Source organism: Candidatus Proelusimicrobium volucris (assembly GCF_959605025.1).
In the GTDB taxonomy this organism is placed as follows: Bacteria; Elusimicrobiota; Elusimicrobia; order Elusimicrobiales; family Elusimicrobiaceae; genus Proelusimicrobium; species Proelusimicrobium volucris.
Genome location: NZ_CAUHCY010000008.1, coordinates 14,455 through 37,969, shown reverse-complemented (window position 1 = coordinate 37,969; position 23,515 = coordinate 14,455). Strand labels below are relative to the sequence as shown.

The 23,515-nt window shown below is 45.9% G+C and carries 11 protein-coding genes and 1 tRNA gene; 10 read left to right on the top strand and 2 right to left on the bottom strand.

The genetic code is table 11. The features are described 5' to 3' along the window. Positions 1–43: 43 nt before the first annotated feature. A complete protein-coding gene (locus tag ACQY3M_RS06955; protein WP_428067042.1) occupies positions 44–5,590 on the top strand; it encodes an alpha-2-macroglobulin family protein in 5,547 nt (1,848 codons plus the stop codon). Further along, the gene (gene pbpC / locus ACQY3M_RS06950) at positions 5,591–7,750 is read left to right on the top strand and encodes a penicillin-binding protein 1C (RefSeq protein WP_428067040.1); all 2,160 of its coding nucleotides are present in this window, start codon (positions 5,591–5,593) and stop codon (positions 7,748–7,750) included. A 93-nt stretch (positions 7,751–7,843) separates the two neighbouring features. Here the strand turns inward: pbpC and ACQY3M_RS06945 are convergent, their stop codons facing one another. Then, positions 7,844–9,196, bottom strand: coding sequence for an acetate kinase (locus ACQY3M_RS06945; RefSeq protein WP_428067039.1), 1,353 nt, complete (start codon positions 9,194–9,196; stop codon positions 7,844–7,846). Positions 9,197–9,283: 87 nt separating this feature from the next. Next, positions 9,284–9,928, bottom strand: a complete 645-nt coding sequence (locus ACQY3M_RS06940; RefSeq protein WP_428067038.1) for a helix-turn-helix domain-containing protein — start codon at positions 9,926–9,928, stop codon at positions 9,284–9,286. 277 nt (positions 9,929–10,205) lie between these two features. Here ACQY3M_RS06940 and ACQY3M_RS06935 point away from each other — a divergent pair, with 277 nt between their 5' ends. The 8 genes from ACQY3M_RS06935 to ACQY3M_RS06900 all read left to right on the top strand — a co-directional run bounded on the left by ACQY3M_RS06935 (position 10,206) and on the right by ACQY3M_RS06900 (position 23,478). After that, a complete protein-coding gene (locus tag ACQY3M_RS06935) occupies positions 10,206–10,514 on the top strand; it encodes a hypothetical protein (protein ID WP_428067036.1) in 309 nt (102 codons plus the stop codon). A 328-nt stretch (positions 10,515–10,842) separates the two neighbouring features. Further along, positions 10,843–11,616 carry a hypothetical protein gene (locus ACQY3M_RS06930; protein WP_428067034.1) on the top strand — a complete coding sequence of 258 codons (774 nt, stop codon included), beginning with the start codon at positions 10,843–10,845 and terminating at the stop codon, positions 11,614–11,616. Positions 11,617–11,805: 189 nt separating this feature from the next. Then, entirely contained in the window at positions 11,806–16,551 is a 4,746-nt protein-coding gene (locus tag ACQY3M_RS06925; protein ID WP_428067032.1) for a PAS domain S-box protein, read from the top strand. A gap of 80 nt (positions 16,552–16,631) precedes the next feature. Further along, positions 16,632–17,882 (top strand): hypothetical protein, encoded by a 1,251-nt coding sequence (locus tag ACQY3M_RS06920; RefSeq protein WP_428067031.1) that lies wholly within the window; start codon positions 16,632–16,634, stop codon positions 17,880–17,882. Between the two features lie 194 nt (positions 17,883–18,076). Further along, on the top strand, positions 18,077–18,493 hold the full coding sequence (locus ACQY3M_RS06915) for an FKBP-type peptidyl-prolyl cis-trans isomerase (RefSeq protein WP_428067029.1): 417 nt from the start codon (positions 18,077–18,079) through the stop codon (positions 18,491–18,493). Positions 18,494–18,639: 146 nt separating this feature from the next. Further along, a tRNA-Thr gene (locus ACQY3M_RS06910) sits at positions 18,640–18,712 on the top strand. Between the two features lie 18 nt (positions 18,713–18,730). Beyond that, a complete protein-coding gene (locus ACQY3M_RS06905) occupies positions 18,731–20,926 on the top strand; it encodes an O-antigen ligase family protein (protein ID WP_428067028.1) in 2,196 nt (731 codons plus the stop codon). Then, positions 20,923–23,478, top strand: a complete 2,556-nt coding sequence (locus ACQY3M_RS06900) for an O-antigen ligase family protein (RefSeq protein ID WP_428067026.1) — start codon at positions 20,923–20,925, stop codon at positions 23,476–23,478. The genes ACQY3M_RS06905 and ACQY3M_RS06900 overlap by 4 nt, the downstream gene beginning before the upstream one ends. Positions 23,479–23,515 lie beyond the last annotated feature (37 nt).

Sequence of the window (23,515 nt, the reverse complement as noted above, 5' to 3'; positions counted from 1 at the left end):
TTACCTATATAATAAGTATAGCAAACTTAGCGGAGGTTATTTTATGAAAAGGCCGTTTACTTTTCTGTTATTGGGATTTATTTTATTTGCGACAAACGCATACAGCGCGGGGCTTAGCGTAATATCGAAACGACCGATGGGCCAGTTAAACGAACAGCTGGCCGATGGGGTAATATCGGTAACGTTTGACAGGCCCGCCGCTTCTTTAAGCGGGGATAATCAGCAGGAGAGCGATAACTGCCCTCTTAAGATCAGGCCCTCCGTAGAAGGATCCTGCCGCTGGGTCGGAACTCAGACTTTAACTTTTACTCCGTCAAAACCGCTTGCCACCGCGACGAAATACACCGTAACCCTGCCCGCCGGTTTTAAAAGCGGGGTAGACGGCAGCAAACTTGCCAAAGCGTACAGCTGGTCGTTCGAAACGGCCCGTCCGGCGGTGCGCGCGAGCCGCCCTTACGACGGCGAGAGATGGCTTTCGCTAAGGCCTAAGATAATGGTAGTGTTCAATATGGAACTGGATTTAAGGCGTATTTATTCTTACGCCAAACTTATGCAGGGCAATATATCCGTTCCTTTAAAAATAAGCAAAATTGACGACGAACTTTATAATAAAGAATTTCAATATTCCGGTTTTAACAAAGAAAGCGTATACGTTTTCGAGCCTGCCGTAAACCTTGAAGAAGGCAAAGAATACAATTTGGTCTTGAAGAAGGGCCTTTTGGCCAAAGTGGGCACTTTGGGTATGTCAGCCGATAAAACGATAAAGTTCTATACTTATGGACCTTTGGCTTTGGCTGGCGAGCCGCAGGCGCAGTGTCTGCCGTTTTCTCCGTCGTTGGATTTCACCAATCCCGTAACGGCGGGCGAGATAGCAAAGAACATAACTTTTGATCCTCCTTTAAGCTATACTCCGTGCGATCCCGACAGTAGCGGCTGGTCCAGAACGGTACAGAACGAAAAAGGGGGCAATACGCAGGTTTACAGGGTTGAGCTTTGCGGGCTTGAATTTAAAGCGGGTCAAAGCTATAAAGTAACTTTAAGCAAGAATTTGCGCGACATATTCGGCAATACTTTGGGCAAGGACGTAACTTTTACTTGGTCAAATGAAGGCTATTGTCCCAAGATAGATTTCAAAGGAGGCTTTGGCGTATTGGAAAGCTATCTGCCCGTACGCTACCCGATAAAAGCGATAAACGCCGGCGGCATAGAAGTGGAAAAACAGAATGTTTCCTATGAAGATTTTATCGATTTTTATAAAGACGAAGCGCCCTGGTGCCGCAAGAGGGAACTTAAAGGCGATTTCCTTTCCAATATAATCACGCCGAATTTGGAGAAGAATCTTTCCGTCAGCACTTTTATCAATTTGGAGCCCGCTTTAAACGGTAAGAAATACGGTTTCGTTTTTACGCAGATATTAAACAAACACTATTATTCCGAGGATTGCTGGCAGAGCGCTTTTGATAACGTTACGGACATCGGGGTAAACTTCAAGAGTTCTCCTTCAAACATATTGATATGGGCGGCGGATTTAAAAGAAGGCAAAGAGTTAAAGAATGCGGAAGTCGAAATCCGCGATTTGACCAACAAGGTTTTGTGGAGCGGCGTTACGGACAAGCGCGGCATAGCGATTGCGCCCGGCTGGACGGAACTCAAGCCCGTAAACGAGGATTCTTGGCGCACGCCCAGATTATGGGTATTTGTAAAGCGGGGCGAGGACGTGGCGGTGGTATCCAACGAGTTTAACGACGGCATACAGCCTTGGCGTTTCAATTTGAATTACGATTGGAATCCTCCGCAAAGCCCGCTCAAGGCTTTCATCTTTACCGATAGGGGTATATATCGCCAAGGGGAGAAAGTCCATATTAAGGCGATAGTGCGTTCGCTTAAAGACGGCGTATTTGATTATGCGGGTATAAAGCAGGCCCGTTTAAGGATAAGCGACGCCAGGGGCAAGGAAGTGCTTAACAAACAGGTTTCTTTGAACGAGAAAGATTCCACCTTATATTACGAATACGAATTGCCGTCATCTTCGCCCAGCGGTTATTGGAACGTGAGTTTGGAAAACGGAGATTGGTGGGAAGGAATGTCTTTCAGGGTGGAAGCCGTCAAGCCGGCGGAGTTTGAGGTCAACCTGACGCCCCTTTCCAAGCAGTATTATTCCGGCGAACGGGCTGTATTTTCAATCGGGGCGAGGTATATGTTCGGCGGCGCATTGGGCGGCGCGCCGGTGGATTTATCGTTTAATCTTATACCCGCGGCCTATGTTCCCAACGGGTGGGAAAGTTATACGTTCCATCAAGAGGTTACGGAAAATAACAAGGATTTGCTGTCCTCCAAGATAGAGCTTGATGAGAAAGGCTCCAAAACCTTTGATTTTACGATGCCCTCTCTCAATTATTCCGCGTTTCTTTACGTGCAGGCGGGAGTATTAAGCCCGCAAAATCAGCAGTTGTTCGCGCGCAAAGGTGTAAGCGTATTGCCCGCGGATATTTTTATAGGTGTAAAGAGCGGGGATAATATGACGGAAGCCGGCAAGCCTTTCACTGCCGATATAGTCGCGGTAAACGCGGAGGGAAAACTTCGCGCTGGCGCAATTTTACAGGGCAATTTGAAAAGGCGCGAATATGTCAGCGTGCGCAAGACGGGCGTAGCTGGGCGTTTGGAATGGGTAAGCGAGGCTAAGACAGAAGACATATCCTCTTTTACTATTACGGCATCGGACGGCAAAGCGCAGTGGGGCTTTACGCCGGAAAAAGCGGGCAGCTATATACTTACCTTAAAAGCGCAGGACGAGCAGGGCCGCGTAAACTATACCAATTTCTACTTCTACGTGACGGAAGGCGACGCTTATTGGAAGCAAACCGACGACGATTTGCTTTCGGTATCCTTTGACAAAGACGAATATAAAATAGGTTCTAAGGCGAAACTTTTAATAAAGTCGCCCTACAAAAAGGCAAAAGCTCTTATAACAGTAGAGCGCGAGGGTGTATTGGAACATTACGTAAAGACTATAAAGGGCGGCGCTGCGAAGGTGAGCATACCGGTTCGGGAAAATTACGCCCCCAACGCCTTTGTCAGCGTGGTACTGGTACAGGGCAGAGCGGACGAGCAGAAATACGCCAAAGACGGCGAGGATTTATCCAAGCCGCAGGCTAAATTCGGCTATGCCGTATTGAATGTACCGCCCAAAGAATTTGAACTAAAGACCTATATCACGCCGGAACGCTCGGAATACCGCCCCGGCCAAACGGTCAATTTGACCGTTAGGACGGAGGATTATAAGGGCAAGGGTACGCCCGCTTTCGTAACGGTGTTCGCGGTGGACGAGGCGATGCTCGCCTTAAGCGGCTACGAAACGCCCGATCCTTTCGATTACTTTTATTCCAAACGGCCTTTGGCGGTGGAAACTTCCGACAACAGGCTGTTCATAATCGGGCAGAGGAGTTTCGGCCAGAAAGGCGAGAACAGAGGGGGCGGCGGATCCGACAGTAAACTTGGCGGCGTGGATTTGAGGAGCAATTTCGTCTTTACGCCTTTGTTTGCGGCCTCTTTGCAGACTAACGAGGCGGGCAACGGGGAGATAAGTTTTAAAGCTCCCGATAATTTGACCAAATTCAGGCTTATGGCTGTATCGGCGACTAAAGAGCAGTTCGGTAAAGCGCAAAGCTCGATAGAAGTATCCAAGCCTTTGATGATAAAGCCGTTCCTGCCGCGTTTTGCCAGGCAGGGCGATAAATTCGCCTGCGGCTTTATAGTTTATAACTATACCGATAAGGACGCTTTGAAGGTGGAAACGGAGATGAAAGTTTCCGGTGCCGTAAGCTTGCTCTCCGACGCCCCCAAGACAGTGGAAATCGGCGCGGGCGGCAGCGTTAAAGTGGAAGGGCAGTGTCTTGCGGGCGCGGGCGAAAAGGCCGTGTTCGGGTTTAAGGCGGCTTCTTCCAAGGATAATGACGGGCTTGAGGTTACGCTCCCGGTCAAACAAATTTCGCGTATGGAAAGTGCGTATACTTCCGATATGACGCAGGGCGAGCAAACTCAAAAACTGCAGCTGCCGAGCAATACTTTGGTGGACTCGCAGAATTTCGTAAGGGCGGTGTTCTCCTCCAGCGTATTGTTAAACGCGCAGGGCGCGGCCAGATACCTTAAAGACTATCCTTACGATTGCCTTGAACAGCGCCTTTCAAAGTTGCTTTTGTATACTTCGGGCAAAGATATTTTGACTTTGTTCAAAATAGCCTCCGCCGAAGAAATAAACCAAAAAGTTACCGATATTATGGATGCTTTGGTGGCTTATCAGACGGCTTCGGGCGGGTTCTCGTATTGGCCCTATGTGCTTTCGGCCGATCCTTTCGTTACGGCTTACGCGGTGGACGTATTGGTTTCGGCCAAAGAAAACGGGTTTAAAGTTGACGAGGATCTTATAAACAAAGCCTCCGCTTGGCTTAATCAATATTTGTCTGGCAGCCAAAAATCAGCTTATGCTTACGGTTCTTTGGAAATCGGCACTTTGCGCGCTTACGCCGTTTACGCTTTGGCTTTAAGCGGCGCGAACGCGGGCGGACATTTCAGCAATGTATACGCCCAGAACCAGAACCTCGGGCTGGAAGCAAAAATATATCTGTTTAAGGCGGCGTATATATTGAAGCAGGAAAGCGCCTACAAAGCGCTTTACGCCGATATTATGAACTACGGCAGAGTATCCGAACGGGGCGTATACTTCCAGGCGCCGACGGCTTATTCCTGGCTGTATACTTCCGATATAAGAGCTACGGCTTTGGCTTTGGAGGCTTTGCTCTCGACCAATGCACCGTTCCCGCAGGATTACAAGGCGGTTTCTTATCTTAATTCTTCTTTGAGTGAGGACGGCAGCTTCGGAAATACTTTAAACAATGCCGCCGCGATTAGGGCTTATAACGTCTATTACCGCAAGAACGAAAGCCAAGAGCCGGATTTCAAAGCGTTCTTAAAACAGGACGGCAAAAATATTTTTGATGTCTCTTTTAAAGGCCGCAAACAGGAATCGGGCGTGTTTGAGAAGAATTTTAAGGATTTTTTCAAAGACAAACGCGACGTGGCGTTAAACGTCGGCAAAGAGGGCGAGGGCAATCTATATTACAGTTTGGGAATGTCTTATTATCCGCAGTCTCTTAAGAGTGCGGTATCGGCTGGCTTCAGGGTGTCTAAAGAGATAAAGCCGCTGGGCGGGAAAAAAGACCTTAAAGCAGGCGAACGGGCGGAGATAATCATAACCGTATCGACCGACCAGGACAGGACTTTCGTGGCTTTGCAGGATTATCTGCCCGCGGGTTTTGAAATCGTGGACGAAACTTTAGCGACGGAAGGCATCGTTCCCCAGCCTAGAGGCGAGGATGAAGAACAAAGCGCCGATCCGTTTATAAGGCGCGAGATTTATGACGACAGTATCGTCGCTTTCGCCGATTATATGCCGCAGGGCGTATATAAGTTTAAGTATACGGTTACGGCCTCGACTTCCGGCGCGTTTAAAGTGCCGCCCGCTTGGGTCAACGCGATGTATTGGCCGGAAGTATACGGCCGCACCGCTCAAAGCGAGTATACGATAAAGTAGATGTTTTTAAAGAAAGCGGGTTTAATTGTACTATCATTGTTTTGCGCCGCGCCTTGCGTGTTTACGCAGGCGCGGCCCGCTTTTCCCGCCGATAATTCCGTTACGGTTACGGACAGAAATTTCCTCCCGTTAAGAAATATACTTTCTGGTAAAGACGGCATTATGATACCCGTCAATTTGCAAGATGTAAACCCTTGGCTTATCCTTTCGGTATTGGCGGCGGAGGATAAGCGGTTCTTCGAGCACGGCGGGGTGGATTTGAAGGCTTCCGCCAGAGCTTTATGGCAGAACATAAACGCTGGCAGGGTGGTGTCGGGCGCTTCGACGATAACCCAGCAGCTGGTAAACGCCATATCGCCAAAAGAGCGCAATTTGAAGGGTAAAATAAAAGAGGCCTATTCCGCGGCGATGCTTGAGCGGGAAATGAGCAAAGAGGAAATATTGCAGGCCTATTTAAATACCGTCAATTTCGGCGGGAATGTATACGGAGTCGGCGCGGCCGCTTTGGTTTACTTCGATACGAACGCGGAGAGTTTGTCCCTGTCGCAGTCGGCTTTTTTGGCGGGGCTTATCAAATCTCCGACGCGCTATAATCCTCTTAAGAACCTGCCCGAGGCCGTCAAACGCCGCGATGAAGTGCTTAAACGCATGTTGGAAAACGGTTTTATCAACGAGGAGCTTTATAAGCTCGCGCTTGAGGAAAATATACAAATATCGAAGCAAAATAAAAAGTTTACCGCGCCGCATTACGGGCTTTTCGTCGCAGACAAAGCGGGTGGGAGTCCCGCTTTTATACAAAGTACGATAGACGGCAAAATACAGGCCTATATAGAAGGCATTTTGCCCGGCTATATAAAGGCTTTAAGCGCGAACAATGTTACAAATGCGGCGGCGGTTGTGCTGGATAACAAGACTGGCGAAGTTTTGGCGATGGCAGGCTCGGCCGATTACTTTGACGAGAAAAACTCCGGCCAGGTAAACGGCGCGCTTTCCTTGCGCCAGCCCGGTTCGGCTTTAAAACCTTTTGTCTACGGTACCGCTTTTGAGGAAGGCTTTTTGCCTTCCGATAAAGTGGAAGATAAGGATAAATTCTTCCAAGGTTCCTTCCGCCCAAAAAACTATGACGAGGACTATCACGGCACGCCGACAATGCGCGAAGCGCTTGCCTGTTCCTACAATATCCCCGCCGTACAAGTTGCGGGGGAAGTGGGCGCTTTTAAAGTATTGGAAGTTTTAAAGCGCGCCGGCTTTTCGGATCTGGACAAAAGCGCGGATTTTTACGGGCTTGGCATAGCTTTGGGCAACGGCGAGGTGAATTTGTTGGAACTTGCCAACGCTTACCGCGCTTTGGCAAATAACGGGGTATGGCGCCCGATGACTTACGCTTTAAACCCACAGATTAGGCAGGAGGGCCGCGCGGTTAGGGTCTTTAGCGGGGAAACGGCCTTTATGCTTACCGATATTTTGTCCGACAACAATGCCCGCGCCGCGGCTTTCGGGCTTAATTCCCCGCTAAATTTGCCGTTTGATTTCGCGGCCAAGACGGGGACTTCCAAAGACTACAAAGATAACTGGGCCGCAGGTTACGGACGGCGCTTTACCATAGCGGTATGGGTGGGTAATTTTGATGCCTCGCCAATGCGGCGCATTTCCGGTATAACGGGCGCCGCGCCGATACTTAGGGATATAGCCCTCTTTTTGGAGGAGAATTATCCTTCCGCCAAAGTTAAAGACGATACTTCTTTTGATATGCCAGCGTCCTTGGCGCGCGTGGATATTTGCCCGATAAGCGGTATGCTAGTATCCAAAGAATGCCCCAATTCCGTTAGGGAAGTTTTCCCCATAAATAAATTGCCAAAAGAGCATTGCGCTCTTTTAAAGACGGAACATCAGTCCCAAAAAATTTCGGCCTTGGGCGCGCAGGAAGGGATACTGTTCCCGATGCAGGGCGACGTTTTTATGCAAAGCCCTTCATTGGATTTGGCGGCGCAGCAGATAAAATTCCGTTCTTCGCAAGACGGGATTTGGTATTTGAACGGGCAAAAACTGCCGTGCGCGCGCGGCAAAGAATGCTTTTGGCCGATTAAGAGCGGGAAGTATAAACTGCGCTTGGATACCGACGAAAAAAAATACGAAGTAAATTTTGAAGTGCTGAAATAAACAATTTGCCTATATCGGTTGTTTTATAAACAGATTAATAATATTTATGAAATCCCCCGGTTTTTTAAGCCGGGGGTTAAATATATGCATAATTTACGCTTCAAGGATTTCTTTGGGAGTGTTTATTATACATTTCCTTAAGAAAGGTTTCTTTTTAAGCTCTTTCTTTAAAGATTCGTCCCTTAAGCTGTTCCTGTATGATGGATCCTCAAAGGAATATTTGAAGTTTGTATGTATGTCGTATCTGCCTTCACATATAGCCGCTACGTCTTCGGCATATACGATTTCCTCATCGGTAGGTATCACGAATACCTTTACCGGGCTGTCGGGGGTGGAAATTAAACTCTCGGCGTTTTTCGTCAAAGCGGCGAAATCGCGCTCATGGTCGTGGTGTACGCCCATATATTCCAAACCAGTCAAAGCCTTTTCCCTGTATATCGGCGCGCGCTCGCCTACGCCCGCCGTAAATACTATGGCGTCAACTCTGCCCAAAGCCGCGGCATATGCGCCGATGTATTTCTTTATGCGGTAAGTTTCCATATCGATAGCCAGTTTGCAGCGCTCATCGCCTTTTTCCGCCGCGATTTCTATGTCGCGTCTGTCCTGATATTTTTCCGTAATGCCCAGTACGCCCGATTTCTTATTTATTATGGTGTACATATCTTTGGGGGAAATGTTTTCCCGCTCCATCATCTGGAACGCTATCGACGCGTCAAAATCGCCGCTTCTCGTGCCCATTATAAGGCCTTCAAGAGGGGTCAAGCCCATGCTGGTGTCAAAAGATACGCCGTTCTTTACGGCGTTCATGCTCGCGCCGTTGCCGATATGGCATATTATCAAGTTGCAGTCAAAGGGGTTTTTGCCCAACAAAACGGCCGCCCTCTTTGCATTGTAGAGGAAAGATGTCCCGTGCGCGCCATATCTTCTTATTTTATACTTCTCGTACCATTTGTAGGGCAGAGCGTACATATAGGAGCTGGCGGGCATAGTCATATGCCAGGCTGTATCGGCCACGACTACGTGTTTGATGTCGGGCATTACCGCTATGGCAGCTTCCATACCAAGTACATTCGCGGGATTGTGCAGCGGAGCCAAATCGGAAATACTCTTTAAAAGGTTGATGATTTCCGGCGTGATAAGCATGGATTTTTCCAAAGGACCGCCGTGCACCACTCTATGGCCTACGGCGCTGATTTGCTTCATATCCTTAATTACGCCGTGTTCTTTGTCGGTTAAGGTGTTGAGCACCTTTTCTATGGCTGTTTTAAAATCGGGACAGTTGAAGGTAAGTTCAAATTTATCTTTTCCCGGGGCTTCCTGCGTGATGGCGGCATTCTCGTAGCCGACGCGTTCTATAAGCCCTACGGCTATATTTCTTTTGTTAGCGTGATCAAAAAGACTGTATTTTACGGAAGAGCTTCCGCAGTTTAAACACAATATAATCATAATAATATTATCTCCAGTGGGAAGTATTATGATTATATTTTACAATTATAAAGGCGCCAAGGCAAAGGCTCGGCAAAATGCGGATAATTACGGTTTTCTGTAAAAAGCCAGCAGCTGCGCTACGACTTCCACTTCGGCGCGGGCTCTGCGCTCAATATTCTTTCGTGCGTCTTCCAGCACCGCCTTGGAGGCGGAAAAAGATACCTTCTTTACGCTTAAACCTTTTTCCGTTTTTACCAGTGCCAGCTTGCCGTTAGCAATTTGCGCCGAAGGACAGAAAATCAAATATTCTCCTTTATTGGCCCACGGGCATGCCGCCGTATCGGTTACTTTCAAAGCAAACGGGGTTTGGCCTTTTGCCTCCAGCATTACGGGCAAATATTCTTCCGGCTGAGAATAGTAGGAAATATTAAAATATTCTTCCTTTATCTCGTTTAAAACGCCTATCGGGCGGCTGGAAGGCATATTGGAAAGGAGTTCATAAATTTTTTTATCGTAAGGTTCCTCGCTCTTTTCCGCTACGGAATAGGATATGGCGTCATCGGTAAAATAGGAAACGGGCTTGTCAAACACGTGGGAGAGTTTTATCATATTGTCGCGGTCGGGTTTAAAGCGATTCTTTACCCAATGCGACACTACACTGGAATCTTTTAACCCCAATTTTTTGGAAAGTTCCACCTTGGTCATAGCCGTCATTTTAAGCAGCTGTTCTATTTTTTGCCCCAAATTCATTTTTTGACTCCTTTTATAAAATTGTAGCAAATATTTTAAAAAAGTCAACGCCTATTTACCGTCTGAAAAATTGACAAAGTTAAAAATATTTGATACGATTGTATCAGATTTGATACGGTAAAAACCGCATCAAACTACAAAGCCATAGGCTTGCGCCCGCGGATAAAAGCAGCGGGGTTTTCTGACCCCGAGGCGAGACGGCTCTCCCACAAATCCCAAAAAAGGATTGCCGCAAAAAAAGCGGCACTCCGCGGGCGTTTTTTAAGGCGGAGGTTGTATGAAAGATATTTTGGATATTGGACGCAATGAGGTTAATCTTTCCGGCAGCGGAGCGGGGCTGTATAAAGTGATGTTGGAGCTTTTGCAGCGTTGGGAAACTTTGGCCCCTATGGCAAAGGAGTTCGCCGTCTTGGATAAAGCCCTCAAAAAATATTTCTACGGAGTTCCGGATTTCCGTATAGGCAAATATCAGGTAAAAGGCTTTTACTGTGATAGCTCAAAACTGAGAATACCGGAAAAAGTAAAAAATAAATATCTAAGAAAGGAAAGGGAATGGATCGTAAGCATAAATAAGATAAACAAATAAGCGTAGAGACAGTAAAAATTTTGGCCGGTGCGCTTCCGCCACTCCTCACACAACCGCATAGAATATACTCCTGAAACTTCATAATATCCTCCTCACCGGCAGGCCGCTTGTTAAGCGGCCTTTTTTATTTTATGGATACAGAATCCAGATGGTGAACGGTAAAGTCGTACGTCGAGGCGTAACCGTAAAATCAAAAAACGCTTGACTGTTTTTTTTTTTTGATAAATTTCTTTTGTCTTTATCGTCGCTATGTTTTAATGCCAGTTTTTCGGCGATAATGCGCCAAACTCAACAGTTTGATGAATAATGTTGGAAAAGAGGAGTTTTTATGAAAAAAAGGAAAGTTGCTCAATATCTAATAATTGCTATTTTGTTTTTCTTGCCTTTTTCGTTTGCAAGTTTAGCTTTTTCCTCCTGTTCTTACGGCGGCAAAACTTTAAGCGACGGAAACGCTATATATTCGCCCGACGGCTGTGACACCTGCGTTAAATATTGCTGCCCCAACGGAGAAATGAGCGATGAGGATTGCGCCGAAGGATCTGATATAGCCTCATATTCGGAAGCCTGCGCGGATAAAATGAGCAAATGCAAAAGCGGCTATACCGAAGGCAGCGACGGAAGTTGTTGCTTGAATACTAGCAAGCCGAGAAAAACTACGGCTTATCTTAACTATTCCTCTTATGGATGGTATACGACAAGCGGCAAAATAAATTATTTCGCTACTTTAAAAGTTTCCGCCCCGTATTGTAAAAATTCATCTTGGTATGTTAAGGTAAACAGTTATTCTTGCACTTCGCCGTTAAGCAAAACTTCAGACGGTTGCAAAATGTGGCCTTACTGGACTTGCCAGCGGAAAGACTATAAGACCAAACACGACGGTTTGGAAATGTGTTCCGGCACAGCCTCTTCGGTAGGGGCCTTACTTGATTCATACTCAAGCGCTTCTGCCGTATACGGAGTGGGAAGTACAGGAGATTGCTCTTACGAATGTTTGTATAGAGATTCAAAAAGGCTCTATCATGATTGTGAGTGCGATATGTCTTTGGAAGATTTTGAAACAGACGTTAAATCCGAATACAGAGCAAGCGCACTTAAGTTTTAAAGAGGTTCGCCTCTCTAAACTAACCGCCCCGCCGATTGCTCGGCGGGGTTTTTACGTAGAGGGGAAAGCCGTGGAAAAGACATCCGTGCGTTTTTATTGCCCTTAATATTATATTTTCTTGCATAATGTCTAAGTTTTTAATATCGTATCATTATGGCGTTGTGCAAAACGCCGCATGGAGGCATTGTTATGGCTAAAACAGATAAAGGAAACAATTTTCTTAAAACGGTAAAAAACATTATATCTGCTACAAATAAAAAAGAGAAAGCCGCTCTCGCTGCGGATACTGTGTTAAAAGAGGCTGTAAAAATATTTTCCAAACTAAATCAGCCGTATGCCGTTATAACAAAAGCCAATAAAATTGTGTATGCGAACAATGCTTTTATAGAGTTGTTGGGCACCGCCTTACTCCCTGAAAGCATTGAGGATATTATAGCCAAAAACGAATATAAAATTTTTGAACGTCAATCCGATGATACATTCTGCTTTGAAGACAGCGCCGTTTTCGCCTCCGCGCTTTCTTTTAACGGGAAGAATTTCAACGCCAAAATCGATATCTCTTATTTGGGAGCTGGCAAGAAGGAAAAATATGCCTCTTTGAATATAAGCGAAATAGACGATAAAGCCTACAATTTGCGGAATGTGGAAACGGAAATTTTACGTTCCAGGAACTACCTTGAAACGCTCTTTTCCGCCTTACCTTTCGCTTCTTTCGTGCGCGACGCTAACGGCACCCTGATTACCGCCAATAATTCCGCAAAAGCGCTTTTGGGCGCAAACTGCGGATTTGAGGAAACTCCAAAACAGATGCCAAAACAGATTTTTAAAGACGACTGCGCATTGGATAAAGAAACTCTTAAGAACAACCGCGCCTTGGAAGGGCGGGAATTTAGTTTCAAAGACAAAAGCGGGGAAGTTAAATTCTATTCTGTAAACAAAATACCTCTTTGTGATGAATCAGCCGGAAGGAAGCTCGTCTTAAGCGTTCTTGAGGATATTACCGCCCAAAAACAACAGGAGGAAAAAGTAGTTCTGACCAAAAACTTGCTTCGCACGATATTGGATTATGCGCCTTTGGCTTTCTATACTAGGGACGATAAAGGTAATATTTCGTTTTGGAACAAGAAAACGGCGGAGATTTTCGCAGATAATTTTACCGTGGAGGGCGAACGCGGAGTGCTTCACGAGAGTAAAGAACGCACGAAGAACTGCCTTGCCATGGAGAAAGAGATTATTAAAGATGGAAAAGTGATTATTTCTCCCGCTCAAGAATATATCTCCAAGAGCGGCGGGAAGATGTTTTTGGATTTTATCAAAGTGCCTATACCGGAAAGTTCCGCTTTTCCCGCTTGCGTACTTACCATAGCGCAGGATATAACCGAGAAATATATACAGGAGCGTGAGGGCAGCAAAACGAATAATATCCTTCAGGCAATATTTAACGAAGCTCCGATGGTGATATACGCCCGCGACGCGAGCGGCGACATAATATTCCGCAACAAAAAAACTATGGAAATATACGGCGCGGGCGGAGAGCCTTCCGATGCCGCCACGGAAGAACAAAAAGATTTCTATAAGAAAAGAGATTTAAGCGTGTTAAAGAACGGAAAAGCGCTTTATCTCCAGGAAGAAGAATATAAAGGCGCGGACGGAAGCAAGAGGGTTATCCGCGCGGTAAAATCTCCGATATCGGATAATAGCGGGAAGCCTTTCCTCGTGGTTACCATAGGGGAGGATATAACCTCCGCATACGAGCGTGAACGCGAAGTTCTGCACTACAAAAACTTTTTGCAGGACATAATAAATAATTTGCCCGTGGCGCTTTACGCCAAGAAATATACCGGCGAATATATATTGTGGAACAACAAATGCGGGGAGGTCTTCGGGAAGAAAGCTGAGGAAGTCATCGGCAAAACTACGCATAACGATAAGATAAATCCCGAACAGGAAGAATTTATCCGCATGCAGGATCAGAAGGTGTTTGACTCTAAAAGAGAGCTTGATATCCCGCAGGAGCTTATTTCCACGCAAGACGGGGAAATAAAAATAATGCATACGGTAAAGACGCCGCTTTTCTTTGCGGACGGAACGCCAAATTGCCTTTTGGGCGTATCGGAAGACATAACAGCCAAGAGCAAGATGGAGCGGCAAGTATACGAATCGCGCAGTAAATATTCGCTTTTGGTGGAGAACTGCAAAGAGGGAATACTGATAATAGAGCAGGGTAAAATATCTTTCGCGAACAAGACTTTGCTTAATTCGCTTGGTTATGAAGAAAACGAAATAAAAGGAAAGAACTTTTACGAGTTGGCTTCCGCCGGCAGCGAGGATGTCGCACGCGAATTTTACGATAAGGTGTTTGCGGGCACCGCGGCCAGCGATTACGCTTTCGTCAAGATGGACAACAAAAACAAAGACGAGGTCTTTGAGTTTGAAGTTTCCGCGGCGATATCCAAATATTTGGGCAAGAAGATAGTGATAATGTTTTTAAGGAATATAACCAAGGAGCGCAGTATGGAGAATAAGGCCAAAGCTAAAGATGACAGATTCCGCAGCGTTTTTGAGGGGACGAGCATTCCTCTTATAATTTTGCAGCATAACGGCTACATTTACGAAATGAACCGCGCGGCGCGGGATATTTTGGGCTTCACCAAGGAAGACAAAGCCTTATACGGCAGTATATTTATAAAACCTGGCCTTCCGCTGAAAGCGCGGCGCGCTATGGCCGCCATGGAGCCGTGCGTATTTGACGGCAAGATAAATTTCGACAGATTAAGAAAAACTCTCAGCGGTTTGAATAAGAACGGCCTAATGTCTTTAAAAGTAAGCATGACGCCCGTAAATGAAAGGACTTTAAACGGCGGCAAAACGGTGTGCGATTATATTTTGCAGCTGACCGCGGATAAAAACTCAAAGGAGATAACCCCCGAAGAAAGCACCATAGCCGCGGATGATATGTTAAGCTACCAAGAAGCGGTATTGCTTTGCTCAAGGGAAGGGCTTATCCTAAAATGCAATAAAAGGGCGGAGCAGCTGTTCGGTATAAATTTTGTCAATTTATATTCCAAATCTTTGGCATCGCTGTTTACGCCGCGCGACAAGGCCGCCATAGAGCTGGATATAGCTGAACTTTACAGCCACGGCAGCGTAAAAAGCAGAGACTATAAGATAAAGAAAGGGCAGAATTCCGGCGTAGAGGTGGAAGCTAATGCGGTTTTGGCGAAAAATAATAATTTTATAATTTCGTTTAGGAATATAAGCGCCAAGAAGCAGCTTCTTGACGTATTGGACGAAAGAAGCCAATATGCCCAGGCGTTAACGCAGATAGTCGACGGCGCTCTGCTGGAATGCGATATAGAGGATAAGAATCTGTCCTCTTTTACGAAAGTCAACGACGCGGCCTGCTTGTTTACGGGGTATTCCATGGACGAACTTATGAAGTTAAGTTTATTTGATTTGCTCGTTGATAAGGAAAGGAAGGAAGCAAAGAAGGTGGAGAGCTACTTGGCCTCGAAGGCGGATTTGCTAAAACGGGACAAATTGGTATCGTTTGAGGCTATGCTTAACATAAAAGGCCGCCAAAAAGCGGCGGTGGTTAGGATAAGTTCTTTCAGGAGCGGCGACAGCGAAAAAGCCGTTATAGTTATACGTGATGCCAGCAAGGAACGCCAGCTTGCCTCTGAACTGGATTACAAACTTAAAGAGCTTAAAGGCGTAAAGAATATTTTGCCCGGCCTGTATATTAAATTAGACTCTAAGGGAATAATACAGGAATATCAAACGGCGGAAGCGGGCTATGACATAGCGGTATTCCCCTCGGACTATTTGGGCCATCCGATACAGGAGTTCTTAAGCAAAGAAGAAGGCGATTTGCTTTTGGAAAATATAAAGCAGGCGTATAAAACGGGCGTACCCGTACAGACTAGCTTTTCGATGCAGAGCGGCGGGGAACCTAAATTTTACGAGGCTTCCATATCTCGTTTAGAAGGGGAGGACAGCGTTGTAATGCTTGTGGAAAATGTCGACAGGCGCAAAGGCTTGGAGAACAAAATCCATCATCTTTACGATTTCTCCTCCCGCAAACAGCGCAGCTTTGTGGAGAATATGAAAGACGTACTTGAGTACGGCAAGCAGATATTCGGCGCGGAAGTGGGTTTGATAATGCACTTCAGCGGGCGCAACCGCGACAAGATATTGATAAACTATGCCACGGATAACCCTTACGATATAAAGAAAGGGATAGAAACCGTGGTGGAGGAATGTTTCCGCGACGTTCAAGACGGGAAAATCTACGCCTGCCGCGACACTTCCATTCTAAAATGCACCAGATGCCTGCATGTAAAGCGGGGCATAAACTCAATGATAGCCGCTCCGCTGTATATAGCGGGCAAGGTGGAAGGCGCGATAGCCTTTGTAAGCGTAAAGAAGAACACCATGCCGCTGACCGACGAAGATAAGAGTTTTATCAGCTTTGTCGGCGGGCTTATGAGCATGGCTTTGGAAATACGCCAAAACCAGAAAGCGGTGGATAACAGCTTAGGCGCGCTGAGGCGTTTGGCTTCGAGTTTGGACGTACCTGCCGCTATAATAGACGAAAATTTCAGAATAAAGAATTTAAACGGTGTGATGCGCAATATTTGCGGCATATATGATATTGTGGAAGCGGAAGATCAGAATATTTTCGTCAAATTCGCTTATGACAGTTTAAAAGCGGAAGGCGATTTTAAGAGTGCGTATAAAACGTCCAAAGGCGGGGCGTTTGATTTCCTGTTTGATATAAATATAGCCGACGGCAGCAAAGTAAATCTTATGTGGCACGTGGTTGAGATAAAGGACGGCAAAGGTACGGTTAAAGGCTTTTTGCTTGCCAGCGAAAGCGTGAATAACGTGCCGTCTTTAAAGCCGTTCTTGCAAGGGTATTTGTTTCATTCTTAGCTTGACAGTAAACTCTGAGGCATGTATTATATCTAAAAGGGGAAAAATATAGATGTAATTTATTTTAAGAGGGATTGAATATGAAGAAATTTCTTCTGTTATCGCTATGTATGTTTCTATGTGCGGGCGCCAAAGCGGCGGAATACGAAATAACAACCGCATTATCCAGTCCATACGGTATGTTCAGCACATTTTCGGTATTTGGTGATGCTACCGTAGGCGATTTGATTATAGGGGCCGTCAGCAAAAACGACATAACCCCTACCGGTCATTCTTTGCCGATATACCGTCCTATACAGGAAACCTATTTGCAAGCCAACGATATATCTTTTGGCGGGAACTTGAATATAGAAAGGGATTTGTTTCTAAGTGCCCCGAACCAAACGTACAGCAATATTGTGGCAACTCTTTTTAGTTCCGGCACTATTCCGCAGGCGACATTTTTTGATTTAAACTTTTCTAATATAACGATACCTACTTTATACGCCAGCAATCTTATTACGGGCCCGTTGACAATAAACGGCCCTATACAAATAACGACACTAAGGACTGCTATGCTAAGGGTATACAATTCCACAACCGGCAGGAGTTTCACTTTCCCTTCGGTGAGGGGAACCTCTTTTGGGAACTTGATATTGCAGTCGACCCCTTCCAATAAATGCGGCACTGACAGTAAAGGCCATTATTATGGCCCGTGGGTGACGTGTGCTAGCGGGTCATGCCCGTCGGTCAGCAACAACTGTGACAATGATAATACCGCGGAGTTTACCTGCAGCGACAGTTTGACCTCCAGTAAAAACTGTATTGACATAAGGCAGGTAAGATACCGGGTAACCAATGTCGACACAAAACCCTATATTTCGGATGTAAAATCTTTCTATCGGAAATGTGTATACGGCCTTGATGCCGATGACGAAGCCCTTAAATGCAATATGCAAACATATGCCGACGGCGAGGACGCTTATAATTCTATTCCGATATGCTCTTCCAGCGATAAGGACAGCTGTATATCCCTTTGCGGCAACCAAGGCGGTTGTTCCGGGACTGCGCGTTCTTGCCGCTATGTGACCGATACTCAGTTCGGTGCGGACTGCGCTTTTAGCGGATGGGAAATGGGCTCCGGACTGGAGTGTAAAGACTCTTATAAGAGGGTAATGTACACCATATATACATGTCCTGCGGGTTCTGATTATACGGTAAGGCCGGAGAACTCTACATTCTCGCAGTATAGGGAAGTTGCCTGCATGGGCGATAATGTTGAAAACACCAATACTTCCAACACATACTGCGGCAAAGAATTCTTGGTGGTTGATTTTGAAACTGTTGATTAAATAGCATTTGTTTTTGATCAGTAGTCTAATAAATAAAGATAAAGCCCTCTTACGGAGGGCTTTATTCTTTGGTGTGTGAAAAAAAGATTATTTTACCTATGACGATATTTGAATAATAATATATGTAAATTAGGTGCGGCAAATATAGTAGAATAAACTTATATTTTAAGGGCAGGCGCCCGACAGGAGAAACTATGATAAAGGAAGGATCTAAGGTAGCCATTCATTACACTCTGACAGTAGACGGCAAAGTAACGGACAGCTCTCAAGGGCGGGAGCCGTTGGAGTATATTCAAGGGGCTGGACATATAATAGTAGGCTTGGAGAAGGCGCTTGCGGGCTTGAAAGCGGGCGACAAAAAATCTGTTGATATAGCCGCTAAAGAAGCGTATGGGGAAGTTAACCCCGACGCCAAAAGGAAGGTTCCGCGCGACGCGATACAAGGCATTGACAATCTTAAAGTCGGCGATGTGGTGGGCGCAAGCAACGGCGAACACAGTTTTAGGGCGGTGGTGCGCTCGGTGACGGATAAGGAAGTGGAATTGGATTTCAATCATCCTTTGGCGGGCAAAGATTTGCATTTTGATGTGGAAATCGTTTCCGTAAAATAGAACGACAAGCGTAAAACGCGCGGCGCGAATTTCCTTCTTAAGAATATTTTACGTCGGGGGAATAGCCCCGGGCGTCTGTATTTTGGAATATAATTTAATAAATAAAGTGGAAATAATATTTCAAAATTGATAGAATCTAATATATCGCCGAGATAGCTCAGCTGGTAGAGCAACCGCTTCGTAAGCGGTAGGTCGTGGGTTCGATCCCCATTCTCGGCTTATTTTTTTGTCTTGATTATGGCCAAGAAGAAACCGCTTTTAAAAGCAGAAGACAAAGAAGAAAGCGTTTATCCCGAGTTTATAACGCGTTGGCTGGGTTTGGCCGGCATCTTTATAGCGGTGTCTTTATTTCTTTTCACGCAGGACAGCGCTCAAATCAAAATAACACTTTTCCATATTGCGGCGATAAGCGCGGCGAGTTTTTGGATTGCCTCGCTGATAAAAGTTCGCGCTAATATATTTACCGTGCGCAATTTTACTTTGTTGTTTCCTTTTCTTTTATACTTCGGATATGTGTTTATTTCCTTTTTCTTTCACCCGTATATGACGGCGCGGACTCCCGCCTTATTGATGTTTGCCATGTGCGGGATTTTATTTTTGATAGCGGCATTTAATTTTAATTTTAAGCGGGCGGAGGAGTTTTTTGGATATGTTTTAATCGCCGCATGGGCGGTATCCGTCTACGGGGCGGTACAGATATTAAATATATATGTTTTACCGGGGATAGACGTACTGAAATGGACGGATTTTTTTGGCAAGAGAATCTTTTCCACCATAGCGAACCCCAACTTCTTGGCGGATTTTTGTTTATTTTGTTTTTTTATAGCGCTTGGCCGTTTCCTTTATAGCCGGAAGATGAGCCTTGCCGTTCTTATGGCTTTGCTTGTGGTTAATATAATATTTACTTTAAGCAAAGGCGCGTGGCTTGCTTTGGCATCGGGCGTATTTTTATTCGGGGCGATTTATTTGAATTTCTTTTCCGAGAAATACAAAAGCCATAGGCTGAAGTATAATCTTCTTCTTTCGGCGGTGTTGTTGGCGGCGGTATTGGCTGTGGGGGTATTCACCGCCAAGAGAATGCAATCGGTAAATTTCAGGCTTTCCACTTGGCGTTCGGCTTTGGAGATGACGGAAGAAAACCCAGTATTCGGTATGGGAAAGGGTTCCTTTCAGTTTATTTACACCGCCTATAAGCGGCCAGAGATATTTTATATGGAGGGGATCCATAACGGCGAAACGCAGCATGCCGAAAATTATCCTTTGGAACAAAGTACGGAGCTTGGCCTTTTGGGGTTAGGGCTTTTCCTTTTGGTGCTTTTTTGGCAGCTGGAAGGATCTTGGCGGAAACTTAAGGAACTTGCCAACTCCCCCAAAACCCGCAGGGAAGGTTTGATATTGCTTTCGTGCTTGGGTGCGGCAGGGGTGATATACATACACAATATGGTGGACGTGAGTATCTACTTTGTGTCTACGGCGTATTTTTTGGCTTTGTTTTGCGGGATATTGTTCGCTTTAAATTTTGGACCTTTGGAAATAAAGCGCCCTTTGCCCGAGGAAGCACCTGCGGGCGCCGGCAAACTTTTTAAATGGTGTTATCTCCTTTTTGCCGTATGTGCTGCGATTATTTTGTGTTTATTGTTTAGGGATTTTTATGAGATGAGCTCCCCGGCTTTGCAAGGCAAGATAAGATATTTTATTATTTACTGGCTGTTTTTTATTTCGGGTTCGTTATATACGGCGTGGTTGTTTTTGAGTACGGCCTTTGAAAGCAAGCGCATAAGCGTATTGGCTATATATGCCGCGGCTTTGGGGCTGATATATATAAGCTTCTTTCCTTTGAGGGCGGATTTTTATACTGCGGCCGGCGCGGGCTTGGCCGCACGCAAGAATGCATCTGCGCCGTTATATTACAACAAGGCGATAAAGTTAAATCCGTTTGCGGTGGGTTTAAATCAATTCAGCGGGATAGTGTTCCAGAATTTGGGAAGCAGGGAGAAGAAAAATCTCCCCTACGCGGGTGATCCGGAAAACGGTTTGTATAACGATTACGAAAGGGCTTTGCGGGCGTATAAGAGGTCTTTGTCCTTAATTCCCAACGATACGATGATACACTACAATTTGGGAGCTTTGTACCACGATATGGCCAAGTACGAAGTGCAAAAAGGCAACAATGATAAAGCGGAGCATTATTATAAACTTTCGGAAAAATCTTTAAAGAAGTCTTTACTGCTGGATCCCACTTACGATAATGCCTATTATCAGCTTGCCAACATCGCTTTGGAGCATAATGATTACCGGCGCGCGGCGAATTGGGTAAGTCTATATATCGAGGGCCCCGAGGAAGTCTCCAATCCTCTGTATATCGCCAAACACAGAAACGACGCCGTAGCGCAAAATCATCTTAGGGGGATAAAAGCGGCGGGGGGAATATGAAAGATAGAATATTAAACATTTCAGGTACCGCGCGGAAGCTTTTCTTGGCGGGTATGGTCTTTATGGCGCCGCTCGTCTTTTTTACCGATTTGACCAAAAATCCGTATATCGCGCAGGATCTGCTCTTGTCTTTGCTGATGAGCGGATTTTTGATTTGCTGGTCTGCCGAGGTATTTATAAAGCGGGAATTAAAGCTTGCCTACGGCGTTGCGGATTTGTTTATGCTTTTATTTGCCGCGATTAGTTTGGCTTCCCTGTTTTACAATTTGGCTTCGGGCGGCAAGTTCTTGGCTTTGATAGGCGATTTTTCGCAGAAGGGCGACGTGTTCGTGTTTTCTTTTGTCGGCGGGTGGTTTTTGGCCAAATACATCGGCTCTTGGAAGTGGGAAAAATTCCGCGGCGAATTTTATTTCAATTTGCTTTTATGGTGTTTTGCGTGGTTTTTGTTCAATTTGTTTTCGGGAATATTTTTCTGGATATATGCGGCCTTTATGTGGTTTTGGGCGGGCTATGTGTGTTTAAAGCGTTTGGACAAAGTCACTCCTTTTGCCCTGCTTGACGTTTTTACGGCGGTCTGCGCGATATGCGGCCTTTACGGTATACTTCAAAACGCTGGTTTGGAGATGATCTGGCAGATAAACATCAATTACGAATTTGGCTCGCGCGCGGTATCGACGTTCGGCAACCCGAACTTTCTTTCCTCGTATCTTGTAATATTTCTGCCGATGGTATTTTTAAGATTTATGAAGGCAAAGAGCGGCGGGGAGAAGTTTACCTTTTTCGCGATACTTGTGATAATTTGCGCGTATCTGGCTATAAGTATGACCCGCTCTTCCTGGCTCGGCGTAGCGGGTGCGGGCGCATTGCTTTTATTGTTTAAGGATTTCAGGGCTTTGCTGTTAAAAAACAAAATGCGCGCCGCGGCGATAATAGCGGTTTGTTTCGCGGTATTCTTTTTATGGCCTTCGGGGCAGGGTGGCGATAAGTATTCGCCCGCGGCGTCGCAAAGAATGGCCGAACTTAACGATTTAAATGACGCTTCCGCCTTCGGGCTTGGCGCGCCCGCGGATAAACTTAATGCGGCTTATCATCAAAGGCTGATGATGTGGGCTTGTGGGCTTGAGATGTTTAAAGAATCTCCCTTGCTCGGCAAGGGCTTGACGTCTTTTCAGACAAATTACGGGTTATGTCAAGGCGGGCTTATGTTCAAAAATCCGGCGCTCGGGCAATTAAAAACGCAGGCCAACGAGGCGCACAATCAATTTGTGCAGGTTTTGGCGGAAAGCGGGCTTTTGGGATTTATCTCGTTTATCTGTTTATTGGTGGCGGTTTTTTGGGGCCTTTGGAAGGCTGTGCGCGCGGAGAAAAACGAAGATTTGCGCCTTGCTTATCTATGCCTCGGCGCGGGTCTTGCGGCTTTTATTTTGGACAATACTTTAAACATAACTTTCAGGGCGGTGATAACGGCGTTTGCTTTTTGGTTCGTATTTGGAATGCTTAACAATCTTCGTCGCGCGGAAAAGACAAAAAAAATAGGGGGCGTATGCGCCTGGAGCATATTGTTTTCTGGCATAATGATTGCGGTATTGTTCGGGGCTTGGCAGGTTGGATATTTTAAGGCGGAGATAACGGCTCTAAAAGGCTATAAGGCGTTTGCGAAAGGGGAATACGCTCAGGCCGAAGTCTTTTTGAAAGAGGCGGACGCCAATGCCGCCATAAGGGCGGACGCGGCGTTCAGCGTGGTAAACGCCTTGATAGAAGAACGGAAATATCAGGAAGCACTGGAATACGCCTTGCGCGGGATAAAGAAGTATCCCGGTTATTATGAGTTTTATCTTAGGGCGGCGGGCGTCAAGAGCGGCTTGGGCGACAATATCGGCGCGGCTCAATATTTGAAAGAGGCTTTGGAACTCTATCCCAACAATTTGGCTGCGGCGCAGGCGTGGTCCAAATTTGTGGCGGCGCTGCCCAAATTGCGTACGGCGGATAACGCCGAAACGGCGGAAAACCTTTCAAAGATGTTCCCGTATGATACGGATATAAAGCTGGCTTATTTGCTGGCTTCTTTTGAAAGCGGGGAATATGATAAGGCTTGCATTAAAGGGACGGAATTTTTGGCGGAAGATATTTTTAATCCGGACTATTATGATATTGTAAAGAAATGCGGCGCGGAAGGATTCCCGAACGAAGATTTGGTAAAGAAAGCCGATTTGTTCAAAAAGGTCAGGGGCAGAATAAAAGCGGAGAAATATAATTCCGCTTTGGAAAAGGAAGCGGAGAAATTTTACGCCAAATATCCGCAGGACGCCAATGCCGGATTATTGTTGGCGGAAGTAAAATACAACGGCGGCAAGTATAAGGAAGCGGCAGATATTTTAATGCCACATTATCTGGCGAATAAACATCAAAAACCGATTTCGTTTGCGTTGTCTTCGGCTTATTTGAAGGCGGGCGAGAAAGAGAAGGCCAAAGAAGTTTTGGAAGGCATTTTAGCCTATGACGCGCATGATGAACAAGCCTTGCTCAGGCTTAAAAGAATGAGCGACAAGTAAAAAAAGGCTTTACAAACACCTCTAAATTGATATAATC